Here is a 14,765-nt window from a genome sequence, read left to right as displayed (position 1 = left end):
CCCGCCACGGCCGATCGGGCATGGTGCGCCGCCACCGGGGAATGTTTATGCTTGCCGCACCATGACCTCGCTCCCGGCCCGCCGTTCCGCTCCCGCCTTCGGCGCCGCCCGGCACGCGCCGGCCAGCATCGCGGTTCTGGCCGGAGACGATGACGCAAGCAGGGCACACACCACGGAACTGGCGCGGGAACTGATGTTGCCGCTGGCAGAAACCGCGGAGGCCGGCTTCGATCTGCTGCTGGCCCTCACGCCCGAACATCTTGAACTGCGAAACCGCCGTGATCCGCGCATACATCCCGTATACGTGGATTTCTCGCATCTCGACCTTCGGCCTTACAGCGCGAATCTCTCGCGCCGCCAGCCGCTGGCGCGTGCCTTTGGCAAAAAAACCCGCGTCATCGTGGACGCCACCGCCGGCTATGCCCAGGATGCGCTGCTGCTGGCGCTCATGGGTTTCCGCGTCACCGCCATCGAGCGTTCGCCCGTGGTCGCGGCGCTGGCCCGGGACGGTCTGCAGCGCCTGACGGCGTTGACCGGAGCCCTGCTGACCGGGCGCCTGGAACTGGTGGGCGGCGACGCCCGCGCGCTGCTGCCCGCCATCGCGCCGCGCCCCGACGCAATTTATCTCGATCCCATGTTTCCGCCGAAACGCCGCAAGTCCGCGGCGGTGAAAAAGGAAATGCGCCTGCTGCGCGAGCTGGTCGGCGACGATACCGATGCGCCGGAACTGCTGACGATCAGCCGCGGCATCGCCCGCGACCGCGTGGTGGTGAAGCGCCCCGACGATGCCCCGCCGCTCGCGCCGGACCCGAGCATGAGCCTGACGGGAAAACTGGTGCGCTACGACGTATATCTTGTACGAAACTAAGAACTGTTAACATCCACCGCCAAGACGCCAAGAACGCCAAGTTTTTTATTCTTGAAAATTATTCTTTCTTGGCGGGCTTGGCGCCTTGGCGGTTCAAAATCATATTTATGAATATATGACCGAACCCTTGTTCTATTCCGAGCAACTCGCCGAACCCGGCGCGACGCTGCTGCTGACGGGCGACGAGGCGCGCCACGCCGCGGCGGCGCGCCGGCTGCACGACGGGGATACGCTGTGGCTGTTCGACGGACACGGCGGCACCGCGCGCGCCACGCTGCTCCGAACCACCGCGCGCGGGCAGACACTGGAATTGCGCATCGAGGAACGACGCACTGAACCCCCGCGCCGGCCGACGCTGCATCTCGCCTGCGCCCTGCCCAAAGGGGACCGCCAGCAGGTGCTGCTCGACATGGCGACGCAATTGGGCATGACCCGTTTCACCCCGCTCCTGTGTGCGCGCAGCGTGGTCAAACCCGGCGCCAACAGCCCGGCGCGCTGGCGGAAAATCTGCCTCGAGGCCTGCAAGCAGAGTCGCCGACTGTATCTTCCGGCGATTGAAGCAGCATCCACGGCACCGGATGTCACCCGGCGCGCGACAGCGGAGGGAAGCCTGGTATGGCTCGCCCACCCCGCGGTACAGGCCGTAAGCGTTACCGCGGCGATTAATGAGCGAGTGAATGACGTGACGCTGCTGGTCGGGCCCGAAGGCGGATTTACAGAGGCCGAGATCGAACAGGCTGTCGCCGCCGGCGCAAGGTCGCTGACGCTGGGGGTTTCCATACTGCGCATAGAAACCGCGGCGGTGGCGCTGGTCGCGGCCTTTGCCCTGAACGCCGGGTCCGGCAGCTAGACCGCGGGGCGACCTATCACCGGAAAATCGAGGTCGAACGGTTTCTCTTTGGAATTCGCCGTTTTCCCCGCGGGCAACTCGGTGATCACCTCGAGCGGTTGCGGCATGTGCAGGCCGTAGCCCTGGGCATAATCCACGCCCAGCTCCCGCAGCTTCTCGAGTATCTGGTCGTTCTCCACGTACTCCGCCGTGGTGCGGATGCCCATGACGTGACCGATGCGATTGACCGCCTCGACCATGGCAAAGTCGACCTCGTCATCGATCATGTCGCGCACGAACGCGCCGTCGATCTTGATGAAGTCGATCGCCAGACCTTTCAGGTAACCGAAGGACGACATGCCGCTGCCGAAATCATCGAGGGCGAAGCGGCAACCGTGAGCGCGCAACGCAGCAATGAAATGAGTGGCGCGGTTCCAGTTGGCGATGGCCGCGGTTTCGGTGATCTCGAAACAGATGCGCCGCGGCGACAGGCGCGTGGTGCGGAACTGCTCCATCACGAAATTCAGGAAATCCTCGTCGCCCAGCGACTGGCTGGAAAGATTGATCGCCAGCCGTTCCCCGGAGGGATGGCCGGCCAGCCAGGTAAAGGCGGTTTTGACGACCCAGCGGTCCACCGTGCTCATCATGCCATAGCGCTCGGCGGCCGGGATGAACGCCATGGGCGGAATCAGTTCGCCGTTTTCGGCGCGCATGCGCACCAACACTTCCCGGCACTGGTAGTCCTCCGCGTCCGCGGCGAGCGGCATCACGCGCTGGTAATACAGGACGAAGCGGTCTTCGTCGAACGCGCGCATGATGCGCGACACCCATTCCATTTCTCCCTGCCGGTGCGCCGCTTCGCGGTCGTCGTCCTGGTGCACCCAGACGCGGTTGCGACCCTTGTCCTTGGCCATGTAGCAGGCGCCGTCGGCGACGCTCAACGCGCTCGAGGCCGAGCCGCTGCCGGCGTGAATGCCGACCAGGCCGATGGACACGCCGACACGGAAGCTCTTGTCCTGCCACACGAAACGAAAATCCTCCAGCAACTCCAGCACCTTGTGGGCGATCTGTTCCGCCTGCGGGATGTAGCAACCCTCGAGCAGGATGCCGAACTCGTCGCCGCCGAGACGGGTCAGGGTGTCGCTGTCGCGGATCAGCGGCCGCATGAGCCCGGCGATCTGCCGCAGCAGTTCGTCGCCGGCCACGTGCCCGCAGGTGTCGTTGATGACCTTGAACTGGTCGAGGTCGAGATACAGCAGGGCGTGATGCTTGTCCTGCTCCTTGGCGCTGGCGATCAGGCGCTCCAGCAGCACCTCGAACTCGCGCCGGTTGGCCAGGCCGGTGAGCGGGTCATGGCTGGCCTGCCAGCTCAGCTGTTTCTGCATCTGGCGCTGCTCGGTGACGTCGCGGAACACCAGGATGGCGCCGACGTTCTCGCCGTCGCTGTTGCGGATCGGCGCGGCGTTGTCCTCGACGGCCAGCTCCCACCCGCGGCGACTGATCAGCAGGGTATGCTTGTTCAGCCCGGCGATGGGCGTATCCAGGACACCGAGCATCGCCGGATGCTCGAGCGCCTTGCGCGTGGTTTCGTTGATGATGTGGTAGATGTTGCGCAACGGCTGGCCGCGCGCCTCGGCGTTGCGCCAGCCGGTCATCTGCTCGGCGGCGGGATTCAGGTAATTGACGTTGCCCTGCTCGTCGGCGGCGATGACGGCGTCGCCCACCGAATGCAGCGTGATCTCGGCGTGCTCCTTCTCCCGCGCCAGGGCCTGTTCCACCTGCCGCGTGCGATGAATGACATAGGAAGCGATGAAAAAACCCGACACCATGATAATGGCGGTCAGGAGGACCATGACCAGGCAGGCCGAGTTGTATTCCCGCGCCGCCTGCGCCGTGGCCTTGCCGATCTCGACGCGCTCCAGCTCCACCATCTCGTCCAGCTGGCCCAGCATGGTGCGCTGCCGCAGCAGGTCGTGACGCAGGATTTCATCCTTCACGTCAGCCCGGCGCTCGTGGGTGATCTTGTCCACCAGCGCCAGGTGCAGCGGCTGGTAGAGGCGCACCTGCTCCAGCACCTTGTCGAGGGCGATGCGTTCGTTCTCCTTCAGGCCGATCTCGAGCAGGCGGTCACGCAAGCGCATGAACTCACCGGCCATCTCGGTGAACCGGCGCAATTCCTCTTCGCGGTCGAAGGGATCGTCCATGATGAACATGGCGTAGGTGCTGAGCGCGCGCTCGCGCGCGATATGGCGCATCGAAAAAATGATGTCGGCCTTGGCGTTATGCCTTTCGGTGACGAGCTTGAGGTGATTGTGAATCGCGGTCATGCGCGTGAGGCCGACGCCCGCCAGCGCGACCGTGAGCGCCAGCACCAGAACGAAGCCCGAGGCGATGAGAGTCTTTGACTTGTGTCGAAACATGAAAAAACACAGGCACCCGGTCGCGGACGACAGGTGTCTTCATGGTTTCATCGCTGACAACCTTGCGCGCCGCTTCTCCGCCCCTGCCAGCTGCAGGCGCATCCCTTATCCGAAGTGACACACAATTAACGGTTATCCCCGTCCCTTGAGGTCTATTCCGTGCAAGGGACGTGCCTTAAGTGGTGCTCCGGCAGTGATCGGCGAAAAATGGCGCAGAAACGGGGAGTTAGGGTACGGCCATCAGAAACAGCTTGAGGCAATGGTTGCCGTTTTTGCGCCGGAAAATGGCGCCAGGCTTACATAAAACGGCAACCGGACCTGATTCGGCCCCACTGCTACCAAACGGGGCCGGGGGTACAGACGGGACATTGGCGAAAAAACGCCGAAGCTCAGGCGTTATAAACCAGATTGACCAAGCTGAAATAGGCGTCCATGCCGACATCGCCGAAGGTCAGGCCGACGCCGTTGTCGGTAATGCGGCGGATCTTGGCGGGAATACGGTGTTGTTTGGTTTCGCCGGCGGAAGTCAGGGTCAGGCCCAGCTCCACCGGGGCATTGAAATACGGCAGTCCTTCCGGCGTGCCTTCGATGAAAGCGCCATTCAGGCTGATGTCGCGGATGGTACAGATCATGACCTGCGCCTGATAATTCAGCACGGCATCGAGCGTAACCGGCACGCGCTGACTGTCGCGCCTCTCGTTCATGGCGTTGATGTTCCCCTCATGCATAGCCGGTAAGCCTTTGACCACCGGTACCTCCACGCCGGAAAACCGGCAAACACGTCTTTATTATTGAAAAACCACAGGTTATTGGCCGATAAAATACTCGTTTACGGGCGCGCTGTCGACGGCTGTTTGTAACAGATGGATGCCGTTGCGCTTTTACCGCTGGTCAGCAGCGGCGCCGGCAACGCCCATGGCACTATTCCGGAACCAGCCAGCTGGTCGTGGCACGGCCGGCCGGATGCTGCCGCAATATCTCCAGCAAGGCCGGCAACAGCGATTGCAGCGTTTCATCCAGCTTCCAGGGTGGATTGATCACGACCATGCCGCAACCGTTGAGGCGGAAGGCGGTATCCTCGGGCCAGGGACTGAATTCCGCCAGCAGGATTTTGCGGATGCCAGTGGCGACCAGCCGCCGGTGCAAGCGCTCCACCGGGGAGCGGCTCTTGATCGGATACCACAAGGCGTATATCCCGGAGTCCCAGCGCACGTGGGCCAGACGCATTGCTTCAATCGCCTGATCGAACTCCTGGTCCGATTCGTAGGGCGGATCAATCAAAACCAGGCCACGCCTTTCTTTTGGCGGCAAATATGCCTTGAGGCCGGCATATCCATCCTGCTCCTGAACAATCACCTGCCGGTCGCCGGCAAATTCAGTCTTCAGTTGCGTGCATTCCTCCGGTTGAAGCTCGAGCAGTATCGCGCGGTCCTGCGGTCTCAGGAAAAACCGCGCGATGCGCGGCGAGCCGGGGTAATACCGCAGCGTGTCCGCGTCATTCAGCGCGCGCACCGCCGCCAGATAGTCCGCCAGTTCGGGAATGGGTTGAACATTCAGGAGACGCTTGATGCCGTCACGATACTCCCCGGTTTTCTGCGCCGCGGCGCTGCTGAGATCGTAGCGGCCTACGCCGGCGTGGGTGTCGAGGTAGCAAAACGGCGTATCTTTGCGGTGCAGCGACTTGAGCAACAGCGAAATCACGACGTGCTTGAAGACATCGGCGAAATTGCCAGCGTGGAAGATATGGCGGTAATTCATGAGGACAGCGTGCCGCGTTTTGCGGGCGGCCGGATCAGCGCGAGCCTGCTTTCAGCCACCCGGCGGCGCGTTCGGCGAAATAAGTGAGAATGGCATCGGCCCCGGCGCGCTTGATGCAAAGCAGCGATTCCATGATGCCGGCGCGCTCATCGAGCCAGCCATTTTTCGCCGCCGCCATGAACATGGCGTATTCGCCGCTCACCTGGTAGACGAAGGTCGGCACATCGAACTTGTCCTTCACCCGTCGTACGATGTCGAGATAGGGCATGCCGGGCTTGACCATCACCATGTCCGCGCCCTCCTCGAGATCGAGCGCCACTTCGCGCAGCGCCTCGTCGGAATTGGCCGGGTCCATCTGATAGCTGTCCTTGCTGCCCTTGCCGAGACTGGCGGCCGAGCCCACGGCATCGCGGAAAGGACCATAAAAATTCGAGGCGTATTTGGCGGAGTAAGCCAGGATGCGGGTATGAATGTGCCCCGCCTTCTCCAGCGCGTCGCGGATGGCGCCGATGCGCCCGTCCATCATGTCCGAGGGCGCCACGACATCGGCACCGGCGGCGGCATGCGACAAGGCCTGCTTCACCAGCACCGCCACGGTTGCGTCGTTCAGCACGTAACCGCTGTTGTCGATCAGCCCGTCCTGGCCGTGCGAGGTATAGGGGTCAAGCGCGATGTCGGTGATCACGCCCAGCTCCGGGAAATTTTTCTTGAGAGCGCGCACTGTCTGCGGCACCAGGCCCTTGGGATTGAACGCCTCCCTGGCCTGGTTGTCCTTTTTCGACGAGGCCACCACCGGGAACAAGGCGATGGCCGGCACGCCGAGCTTCAGGAGTTTTTCCGCCTGCTTGAGCAGCAGGTCGGTCGTCACGCGCTCGATGCTCGGCATGCTCGCCACCGCTTCCGCGCGGTTCCTGCCTTCCATGACGAACACCGGCTGGATCAGATCGTCTGCCGTGAGCCGGGTCTCGCGCATCAACCGGCGCGAGAAATCATCGCGCCGCATGCGGCGCGGGCGTACTCGCGGGAATTTTCCGGTGCCGGTCGCCATTTAAGATCCAATTACAAAAAAATAGACAGGATTAACAGGATTTTTTTAAGTGCATATTTTTTAATCCTGCTAATCCTGTCCATTCGCTTTGTAATTTACTTGACCTTCTTGGCCTTGGCTTTGGGTGCGGCCTTGGCGGCTTTCTTCGGCTTGGCCTTGGGCGCAGCCTTTTTCGGCGCCGCCTTTTTCGCAGCCGGCTTGGCCTTGGCTACCGGAACCGGCTTGGCTTTGGGTTTGGCGGCGGGTGCCGGTTTCGCCGCTTTGGCGGCCTTGGCAGCTTTGGCCGCCTTCGCTGCCGCCTTGACCCTGGCTTCCTCGGCCTTGGCCTTGGCCGCCTGGCGCGCCGCCGCCGACTCGATCTTGCTCATCACGTCCGCCAGCGGCCGGATCTGTGATTCGATGATGTCGGTCGCGTTCTTGAAGATGGCGCTCACCGTGCCCACGCCGCGCACGGTGCGCAGCTTACCCTGCGCCTTGTAATAGTTGGCGAGCGGGGCGGTCTGCTGCTGGTACACGGCCAGGCGCTTACCCACTGTCTGCTCGTTGTCGTCGGACCGGTGCGTGAGACTGCCGCCGCACTTGTCGCACTTGTTCGAGGTCTTCGGGGCCGAGAAATGAATGTTGTAGATCGCGCCGCAGGAGCCGCAGGTGCGCCGGCCGGTGAGCCGTTTCATCAATACGTCGGTATCGACATCCACCAGCAGCGCCAGCTGCAAGGGCTGGCCGAGCCGCGCCAGCATGGCGTCGAGCGCCTGGGCCTGCGGGATGTTGCGCGGAAAACCGTCGAGAATGAAACCGTTTTTGGCGTCGGGCTTGGCGAGTCGCGCCTGGATCATGCCAAGCACGATGTCGTCGGTGACCAGCTGCCCGGAATCCATGGCAGCCTTGGCCTTTTTTCCCAGATCGGTGCCGGCTGCGACTTCCGCGCGCAGCAGGTCGCCCGTGGACATCTGGGGAATTTTGTACTTCTCAACCAATAACTTAGCTTGCGTTCCCTTGCCGGACCCCGGCGCTCCCAAAAGCACGATTCTCATGGCATTCTCGCTTTTAAGTTCTTGGTGGTGCGTATTCCTGAGGAAATTCCCCTGGTTCAATGTCAGGGGCGCGTAAACTACAATTTGCCCACCCCGGCGTCAATGGTCCAGCCCTATAAATGGGCCCTATTGCCGGATTCATCTTTCCGCGTGTTCCAAGGAGGGAAACTTGGTTAAGCTCGTTTTCGCAGGCGCGGTATCGCCCTGAATTCCGCCGATGAGTCATAACAAAATTCCGGATTTTACCGAGACCGAGCTCTGGGCCGTGCGCAGCACACTGAAGGAACGTTACGGCAAGGAAGTCGAACCGCAAATGGCCGACACCGAGGTCATGCTCGGCGGCGCCGACGGCATGGCCTGGTGCCCGGCCCTGTTCTGGAGCGCCAAGGGCGCGAACTTCACCATCGTCAAAACCGGCCCCAAGCGTTTCCGCGCCTACTTCTATTATCATCCCGAGCACCAGCTCGGCACCGGCATCGACAGCTACGACGAGATTGGCGATTGCGTGATCAGTGTGTTGCAGGTCGAGTCCGATCACATTCGCAAGCAGAAAATCAGCACCGATCAAACACCGGCGCAGACCGACAAGGACGCGCCGGAAAAACCCGATACATCACCACTCTTCTGGGGAGATTGAAGCAATGGCAAAAGGCAAACCCAAAAACGCGTTCTACGCCCAGTCCGGCGGCGTCACGGCGGTCATCAACGCCTCGGCCTGCGGCGTGCTCGAGACCGCGCGCAAGTATCCGAAGAAAATCGGCAAGGTCTATGCCGGCCGCAACGGCATCATCGGCGCACTCACCGAGGACCTGATCGACACCAGCAAGGAATCGGTGGCGGCGATCAAGGCGCTGCGCCACACGCCTTCGGGCGCGTTCGGTTCCTGCCGCTACAAGCTGAAAAGCCTGGAGCAGAACAAACGCGAATACGACCGCCTGATCGAGGTATTCAAGGCGCACGACATCGGCTACTTCTTCTACAACGGCGGCGGCGACTCGGCCGATACCTGTCTGAAAGTTTCGCAACTGTCCGAGACCCTGGGCTATCCGATCCAGGCAATCCACGTGCCCAAGACCGTGGACAACGACCTGCCCATCACTGACAACTGCCCGGGCTTCGGCTCGGTGGCCAAATACATCGCGGTCTCGACGCGCGAGGCGTCATTCGATGTCGCTTCGATGGCCAAGACCTCGACCAAGGTTTTCATTCTCGAAGTCATGGGCCGGCACGCCGGCTGGATCGCCGCGGCGGGCGGTCTGGCTTCCACCCAGGACACCGAAATCCCGATCGTGATCTTGTTCCCCGAGGTCAGCTTCGACAAGGCAAAATTCCTCGCCACCGTGGACGCCAACGTCAAGAAATACGGTTATTGCACGGTGGTGGTGTCGGAAGGCGTGAAGAGTCCGGATGGCAAGTTCCTCGCCGACCAGGGCCTCAAGGATGCCTTCGGCCATGCACAACTCGGCGGCGTGGCCCCCGTCGTGGCCTCCATCATCAAGGAAGGGCTCGGCCTCAAGTATCACTGGGGCGTCGCGGATTATCTGCAGCGCGCGGCGCGCCACATCGCCTCCAAGAGCGACGTGGACCAGGCCTACGCCATGGGCAAGGCGGCGGTCGAGCTGGCCGTCAAGGGCAAGAATTCCGTGATGCCGACGGTCGAGCGCGTGTCGAGCAAGCCTTATAAATGGAAAGTCGGCGTGGCGCCGCTCAACAAGGTGGCGAACGTGGAAAAAATGATGCCCAAGGACTTCATCACCGACGACGGCTTCGGCATCACCGCCAAGTGCCGCACCTATCTGGAGCCGCTGATCCAGGGCGAAGACTACCCGCCGTACAAAAACGGCATGCCGCAGTACGTGCGGCTGAAAAATGTCGCCGCGAAGAAGAAGCTCGGCGAATTCAAACTGTAATCGCATGAACCGCCGGGAACGCCGCAATGCGATATAAGATTTGTCTTCCTGGCCAGCATAAGTTTTTATGACGCTGGACAAAGCAAGGGAAATGCTTAAAGTGCAGGCGGATTTCGGCGGGTTCTACAACGCCAACTCGGCCAAGCTGATTCTCGCGGAGGTCAATCGCGAGCACGGCCAGGCGGCGGTGGACCGGCTGATCCGTGAACTGGATCTGGACAAGGTGTTCAATTTCGAGCCGGGCATGCGTTTCGAAGGCGGCCTGGCCACCAAAAAATGAATATCTTGCCAAGGTTGATTTTAATCAATGTTGCGATTCGTCTGTTTCAGTTAGTTTCAGCAGTGTGTCGTAATCAACGCGCCCCGCGGCGCAGCGATGTTCATCTCACGGGAGGAAGCACATGTCTGACAGCCTGATCTTCGCACTGGCCTGCGCCTTTGCGGCCATCATTTACAGCGTGGTGTCCATTTACTGGGTGCTCGGCAAACCCACCGGCAGCGACCGCATGCGCGAGATCGCGGCCGCGATCCAGGAAGGCGCCTCGGCCTACCTGAACCGCCAGTACACCACGATCGGCGTGGTGGGCGTGATCCTGTTCCTGGTGATTTATTTCATGCTCGACCCGCGGACCGCCATCGGCTTCGCCATCGGCGCCGTTCTCTCCGCGGCCACCGGCTATATCGGCATGAACATCTCGGTGCGCGCCAACGTGCGCACCACCGAGGCGGCCAAGGACGGTCTCAACCCGGCGCTGCAGGTGGCGTTCCGTTCCGGCGCCATCACCGGCCTGTTCGTGGTCGGCCTCGGATTGATGGGAGTGGCCGGCTACTACACCCTCCTGCAATTCCTGTATCCCGATTTCACCCAGTCGAATCTGATCTCCCCGCTCGTCGGCCTCGCCTTCGGCGGTTCATTGATCTCGATCTTCGCCCGACTCGGCGGCGGCATCTTCACCAAGGGCGCCGACGTCGGCGCCGACCTGGTGGGCAAGGTCGAGGCCGGCATTCCCGAGGATGACCCGCGCAACCCGGCGGTGATTGCCGACAACGTCGGCGACAACGTCGGCGACTGCGCCGGCATGGCCGCCGACCTGTTCGAGACCTACGCCGTGACCATCATCGCCACCATGCTGCTCGGCAGCCTGGTGCTGCCGAGCTTCGGCAACGCCGTGATGTATCCGCTGGTGCTCGGCGGCGTGTCCATCCTCGCCTCCATCGTCGGCACATTCTTCGTCAAAGTCAGCGATAAGGGGAAAATCATGAACGGCCTGTACCGGGCCGTCATTACTTCCGGCGTGCTGGCCGCCATCGCCTTCTATTTCGTGACGGATAAAATGATGGTCGGCAATGGCTCCTACAGCACCATGCAGATTTACGGCGCGGCGCTCATCGGACTCGCGCTCACCACCGCCATGGTGGTCATCACCGAGTACTACACCGCGACCGAGTACAGCCCGGTGCAAAAAATCGCGCAGGCCTCGACCACGGGCCATGGCACCAACGTCATCGCCGGTCTCGGCCTGTCCATGAAGGCCACGGCGCTGCCGGTGATCGCGGTGTGCGCCAGCATCTGGGGCGCCTATGAACTCGCCGAGCTCTACGGCATCGCCATCGCCGCCACCTCGATGCTATCCATGACCGGTGTCATCGTGGCGCTCGACGCCTACGGCCCGGTCACCGACAACGCCGGCGGTATCGCCGAAATGGCGGAACTGCCGAAGAAAGTGCGTGACATCACCGACCCGCTAGACGCCGTGGGCAATACCACCAAGGCCGTCACCAAGGGCTACGCCATCGGCTCGGCCGGTCTGGCGGCACTGGTGCTGTTCGCGGACTACACGCACGCGCTCGAGGCGCACGTGGGCAAGGCGGTGGAATTCAGCCTGTCCAATCCCAACGTGATCATCGGCCTGTTCATCGGCGGCCTCATCCCCTACCTCTTCGGGGCGCTGGCCATGGAGGCGGTCGGACGCGCCGCCGGCAGCGTGGTGGTGGAAGTTCGCCGCCAGTTCAAGACCATCAAGGGCATCATGGAAGGCAAGGCCAAGCCGGATTATTCCAAGGCCGTGGACATGCTGACCAAGGCGGCGATCAAGGAAATGATCATCCCCTCGATACTGCCGGTGCTGGTGCCGATCATCGTCGGCTTTACCCTCGGCAAGGAGGCGCTGGGCGGCGTGCTGCTCGGCTCCATCGTCACGGGCATCTTCGTCGCCATCTCCATGACCACCGGCGGCGGCGCCTGGGACAACGCCAAGAAGTACATCGAAAACGGCAAATTCGGCGGCAAGGGCTCGGACGCGCACAAGGCCGCCGTCACCGGCGACACCGTGGGCGATCCCTACAAGGACACCGCCGGCCCGGCCATCAACCCCATGATCAAGATCATCAATATCGTGGCGCTGCTGATCGTGCCGCTGCTGTAACCACGCTTCATTCGTGAACAAAGGCCGGCGCTCGCCGGCCTTTGTTTTTGGGAGATACAATAACGTCATGAAAATCTGCATCGTCTCCGACAGCCACGACCATCGCGACCACCTGGCCGCCGCGGTGACGGAAGCCAAATCGCTCGGGGCGCAGGCCGTGATTCATTGCGGCGACCTGGTGGCGCCCAGCACGCTGCACGCCATCACCCCGCTGGGGCTGCCGGTGCATCTGGTACACGGCAACAACCAGGGCGATCTGTTTCATCTTTCGAAGCTGGCGCACAAGCCGGAAAACCGGGTGCATTACTACGGCCAGGACGGCTCGTTCACGCTGGCGGGCAAACGGATTTTTGTCGTGCATTACCCGCATTACGCCAAGGCCATGGCCGTCACCGGCGATTACGACCTGGTGTGCAACGGCCACGAGCATCACGCCGTCATCGAGCGGATTAAAAACATCAAAGGCGGCGAAACGCTTCGGGTCGATCCCGGCACCGTCGGCGGCGTGAGCGCGCCGGCGACTTATGTGCTGGGCGATTTGGAGAATATGGAATTTGAAATCAGGGCGGTGCTGCTGCCGGAACCGGCCTCGGGCACGCAGACCGACCCGAAAATCATGCGGGCCTGACTCCGGAGATCCGGAGCAGAGAGCAATCAGGCTTCGGCGGCTTTGCGTGGCGGCGCGGCGATCTCGGCAGTCATGGGGTAAATACCCAGCTTCTCGAACAGCCTGAGATCGGCGTCGGATTCCGGGTTGGGCGTGGTCAACAACCGGTCGCCGTAGAAAATGGAATTGGCGCCGGCCAGGAAACACAGGGCCTGCAGATGGTCCGGCATGGCGCTGCGGCCGGCGGACAGGCGCACGAACGAGGCCGGCATGCTGATGCGCGCGACCGCGATGGTGCGCACGAATTCGATCGGGTCCAGCGCAGGTTTATCGGATAACGGCGTGCCGGGGATATGCACCAGCAGGTTGATCGGCACCGATTCCGGCGGCGGGTCGAGCGCCGCCAGCTCGGCGATGAACTGAATCCGGTCTTCACGCGATTCCCCCATGCCCATGATACCGCCGCAGCAGACTTTGAGTCCGGCGGAGCGCACCTTTTTGAGTGTTTCCATCCGGCTGTCGAAGCTGTGGGTGTGAACGATGTTGTCGTAATGGGCGCGCGAGGTATCGAGATTGTGGTTATAGTAATCCAGACCGGCCTGCGCCAGCTGTTCGGCCTGGCCTTCGCGCAACAATCCCAACGTGGCGCAGGTTTCCATGCCGAGGTCCTTGACCGCGCGGATCATGTCCGTTACCTGCGCCAGGTCTTTTTCCTTCGGTCCGCGCCAGGCCGCGCCCATGCAGAAACGGGTGGCGCCGCGCGCCTTGGCCGCGCGCGCGGCGGCGATGACCTCGTCCCGGGACATGAGGGGCTGACTGGGGACATCGGTGTGGAAACGCGCCGACTGCGAGCAGTAGCCGCAATCCTCGGAACAGCCGCCGGTCTTGATGGACAGCAGCGTGGAGAGCTGCACCGCGTTCGGATCGAAGTGGCTCCGATGCACGCCCTGGGCGCGGTACAGGAGATCGTTGAATGGCAGCTCGAAGAGCGCGGCGATCGTGGCGGTATCTGGCATGACGGGTCGGTCGGGAAAAGAAGGTCAAGCTAGGGCAAGCCGGCCGGCTTGTCAACCCTGCGACAAAAAGCAGGTTGACGAATTATTGGGCCGAGGCGTTGTGCTCGCGACCGTTGCCGGCGGCCATGTTACGCAGGCGGTTAAGGTCGCGCAGCGTGATCTGCCGGCCGTGCACCTCGATCAGGCCTTCGTCGTGGAAACGCGACAACAGGCGGCTCACCGTCTCGAGCGCGAGACCCAGATAATCGCCCAGATCCTGGCGCGACATGCTGAGCTTGAATTCGGCCGGCGCGCCGCCGAGCCGGGACAGGCGACGGGAAAAACTCATCAGGCAGGAAGCCAGGCGCTCCTCGGCGCTCATGCGGCCCAGCATCATGAGCATTTCCTCGTCGCGCACGATCTCGCGGCTCATGATGCGCAGCAATTGATGCTGCAGGCCGGGGATCTTGGTGGCCAGTTCTTCCAGCGCGCCATAGGGAATTTCACAGACCTCCGAGGTTTCGAGGGCCTCGGCGCTGCACGGGTGCTTGTCGGTGTTGATGGCGTCGATCCCGAGCAATTCGCCGGGCAGGTAAAAACCGGTGACCTGGGCGCGGCCGTCTTCGATCAGGCCGGTGGTCTTGAGTGCGCCGCTGCGAATGGCATAAAGCGCGCGCAGGGGGTCACCGAAGCGGTAAAGCATTTCACTCTTTTTCAGGGTACGCCGGCGCTTGATGACCTTGTCGAGGGCGGCGACGTCGACCTCATTGAGGCCCAACGGCAGGCACAATTCCTGGAGCGTGCAATCCTTGCAGGCCGCCTTGATGCTGGAAATGTTGATAACCGTCGCCGCTTCGCGTTTTTGCACCG

The 14,765-nt window shown here is 62.3% G+C and carries 13 protein-coding genes and 1 pseudogene; 7 read left to right on the top strand and 7 right to left on the bottom strand.

Features of this window, described 5'->3' with window-relative positions:
* Window positions 1-61 precede the first annotated feature (61 nt).
* Both SCL_RS01610 and SCL_RS01605 read left to right on the top strand, forming a co-directional pair.
* Window positions 62-868, top strand: coding sequence for a class I SAM-dependent methyltransferase (locus SCL_RS01610; protein WP_096359360.1), 807 nt, complete (start codon window positions 62-64; stop codon window positions 866-868).
* A gap of 115 nt (window positions 869-983) precedes the next feature.
* Window positions 984-1,718, top strand: coding sequence for an RsmE family RNA methyltransferase (locus tag SCL_RS01605; RefSeq protein ID WP_096359358.1), 735 nt, complete (start codon window positions 984-986; stop codon window positions 1,716-1,718).
* Here SCL_RS01605 and SCL_RS01600 read toward each other — a convergent pair.
* The 5 genes and pseudogenes from SCL_RS01600 to SCL_RS01580 all read right to left on the bottom strand — a co-directional run.
* A complete protein-coding gene (locus SCL_RS01600) occupies window positions 1,715-4,117 on the bottom strand; it encodes an EAL domain-containing protein (protein ID WP_096359356.1) in 2,403 nt (800 codons plus the stop codon). The two genes, SCL_RS01605 and SCL_RS01600, sit on opposite strands and share 4 nt — an antisense overlap.
* Before the next feature lie 389 nt (window positions 4,118-4,506).
* Window positions 4,507-4,821: a PilZ domain-containing protein gene (locus SCL_RS01595; RefSeq protein ID WP_172425873.1), complete on the bottom strand. Its 315-nt coding sequence runs from the start codon at window positions 4,819-4,821 to the stop codon at window positions 4,507-4,509.
* Window positions 4,822-5,038: 217 nt separating this feature from the next.
* Complete coding sequence (locus tag SCL_RS01590) at window positions 5,039-5,875, bottom strand: 23S rRNA (adenine(2030)-N(6))-methyltransferase RlmJ (protein WP_096359352.1); 837 nt, start codon at window positions 5,873-5,875, stop codon at window positions 5,039-5,041.
* A 34-nt stretch (window positions 5,876-5,909) separates the two neighbouring features.
* Entirely contained in the window at window positions 5,910-6,923 is a 1,014-nt protein-coding gene (gene hemB / locus SCL_RS01585; protein ID WP_096359350.1) for a porphobilinogen synthase, read from the bottom strand.
* Window positions 6,924-7,315: 392 nt separating this feature from the next.
* Window positions 7,316-7,957 (bottom strand): annotated as a pseudogene (locus SCL_RS01580) (adenylate kinase); the annotation flags it as partial.
* A 217-nt stretch (window positions 7,958-8,174) separates the two neighbouring features.
* Between SCL_RS01580 and SCL_RS01575 the strand changes: the two are divergent.
* The 5 genes from SCL_RS01575 (at window position 8,175) to SCL_RS01555 (ending at window position 12,921) form a co-directional block, all read left to right on the top strand.
* Window positions 8,175-8,594 (top strand): hypothetical protein, encoded by a 420-nt coding sequence (locus SCL_RS01575; RefSeq protein ID WP_096359346.1) that lies wholly within the window; start codon window positions 8,175-8,177, stop codon window positions 8,592-8,594.
* Window positions 8,595-8,598: 4 nt separating this feature from the next.
* A complete protein-coding gene (locus tag SCL_RS01570; RefSeq protein WP_096359344.1) occupies window positions 8,599-9,867 on the top strand; it encodes a 6-phosphofructokinase in 1,269 nt (422 codons plus the stop codon).
* Window positions 9,868-9,934: 67 nt separating this feature from the next.
* The gene (locus tag SCL_RS01565) at window positions 9,935-10,147 is read left to right on the top strand and encodes a hypothetical protein (RefSeq protein WP_096359342.1); all 213 of its coding nucleotides are present in this window, start codon (window positions 9,935-9,937) and stop codon (window positions 10,145-10,147) included.
* A gap of 121 nt (window positions 10,148-10,268) precedes the next feature.
* Window positions 10,269-12,293 (top strand): sodium-translocating pyrophosphatase, encoded by a 2,025-nt coding sequence (locus SCL_RS01560; RefSeq protein ID WP_096359340.1) that lies wholly within the window; start codon window positions 10,269-10,271, stop codon window positions 12,291-12,293.
* Window positions 12,294-12,360: 67 nt separating this feature from the next.
* Entirely contained in the window at window positions 12,361-12,921 is a 561-nt protein-coding gene (locus SCL_RS01555; RefSeq protein WP_096359338.1) for a YfcE family phosphodiesterase, read from the top strand.
* Window positions 12,922-12,947: 26 nt separating this feature from the next.
* On the opposite strand, the gene bioB is transcribed toward SCL_RS01555, so the two are convergent.
* Both bioB and fnr read right to left on the bottom strand, forming a co-directional pair.
* Complete coding sequence (bioB, locus tag SCL_RS01550) at window positions 12,948-13,916, bottom strand: biotin synthase BioB (protein WP_096359336.1); 969 nt, start codon at window positions 13,914-13,916, stop codon at window positions 12,948-12,950.
* An 82-nt stretch (window positions 13,917-13,998) separates the two neighbouring features.
* Window positions 13,999-14,763, bottom strand: a complete 765-nt coding sequence (gene fnr, locus SCL_RS01545) for a fumarate/nitrate reduction transcriptional regulator Fnr (RefSeq protein WP_096359334.1) — start codon at window positions 14,761-14,763, stop codon at window positions 13,999-14,001.
* Window positions 14,764-14,765 lie beyond the last annotated feature (2 nt).

Source organism: Sulfuricaulis limicola (genome assembly GCF_002355735.1).
GTDB classification, from domain to species: Bacteria; Pseudomonadota; Gammaproteobacteria; order Acidiferrobacterales; family Sulfurifustaceae; genus Sulfuricaulis; species Sulfuricaulis limicola.
Note: the sequence above shows the minus strand (reverse complement) of the source record. Positions and strands in the feature narration are given on the sequence as shown.